Annotated in this window: 1 rRNA gene (only partly in view); it reads right to left on the bottom strand. The window is 52.7% G+C overall.

The features are described from left to right. Positions 1 to 1,290: ribosomal RNA gene (locus tag OGX90_RS13800) — 23S ribosomal RNA — on the bottom strand (its annotated part extends 127 nt beyond the left edge of the window); the annotation flags it as partial.

Here is a 1,290-nt window from a genome sequence, read left to right as displayed (position 1 = left end):
GTCAGGGAGAACTCATCTCGGGGCAAGTTTCGTGCTTAGATGCTTTCAGCACTTATCTCTTCCGCATTTAGCTACCGGGCAATGCCATTGGCATGACAACCCGAACACCAGTGATGCGTCCACTCCGGTCCTCTCGTACTAGGAGCAGCCCCCCTCAATTCTCCAGCGCCCACGGCAGATAGGGACCGAACTGTCTCACGACGTTCTAAACCCAGCTCGCGTACCACTTTAAATGGCGAACAGCCATACCCTTGGGACCTACTTCAGCCCCAGGATGTGATGAGCCGACATCGAGGTGCCAAACACCGCCGTCGATATGAACTCTTGGGCGGTATCAGCCTGTTATCCCCGGAGTACCTTTTATCCGTTGAGCGATGGCCCTTCCATTCAGAACCACCGGATCACTAAGACCTGCTTTCGCACCTGCTCGAGCCGTCACTCTCGCAGTCAAGCTAGCTTATGCCTTTGCACTAACCTCCTGATGTCCGACCAGGATTAGCTAACCTTCGTGCTCCTCCGTTACTCTTTAGGAGGAGACCGCCCCAGTCAAACTACCCACCAGACACTGTCCGCAACCCGGATTACGGGTCTACGTTAGAACACCAGCCATTAAAGGGTGGTATTTCAAGGATGGCTCCATGCAGACTGGCGTCCACACTTCAAAGCCTCCCACCTATCCTACACATCAAGGACCAGTGTTCAGTGTCAAGCTATAGTAAAGGTTCACGGGGTCTTTCCGTCTTGCCGCGGGTACACTGCATCTTCACAGCGAGTTCAATTTCACTGAGTCTCGGGTGGAGACAGCCTGGCCATCATTACGCCATTCGTGCAGGTCGGAACTTACCCGACAAGGAATTTCGCTACCTTAGGACCGTTATAGTTACGGCCGCCGTTTACCGGGGCTTCGATCAAGAGCTTCTCCTTACGGATAACCCCATCAATTAACCTTCCGGCACCGGGCAGGCGTCACACCGTATACGTCCACTTTCGTGTTTGCACAGTGCTGTGTTTTTAATAAACAGTTGCAGCCAGCTGGTATCTTCGACTGATTTCAGCTCCATGGGTAAACCACTTCACCTACATATCAGCGTGCCTTCTCCCGAAGTTACGGCACCATTTTGCCTAGTTCCTTCACCCGAGTTCTCTCAAGCGCCTTGGTATTCTCTACCTGACCACCTGTGTCGGTTTGGGGTACGATTTCGTGTTACCTGATGCTTAGAGGCTTTTCCTGGAAGCAGGGCATTTGTTACTTCAGCACCGTAGTGCCTCGTCATCACACCTCAGCGTTAA

This window comes from Citrobacter sp. Cpo012 (assembly GCF_030333015.1).
GTDB lineage: Bacteria > Pseudomonadota > Gammaproteobacteria > Enterobacterales > Enterobacteriaceae > Citrobacter > Citrobacter portucalensis.
This window is presented reverse-complemented; position numbering and strand designations above follow the sequence as displayed.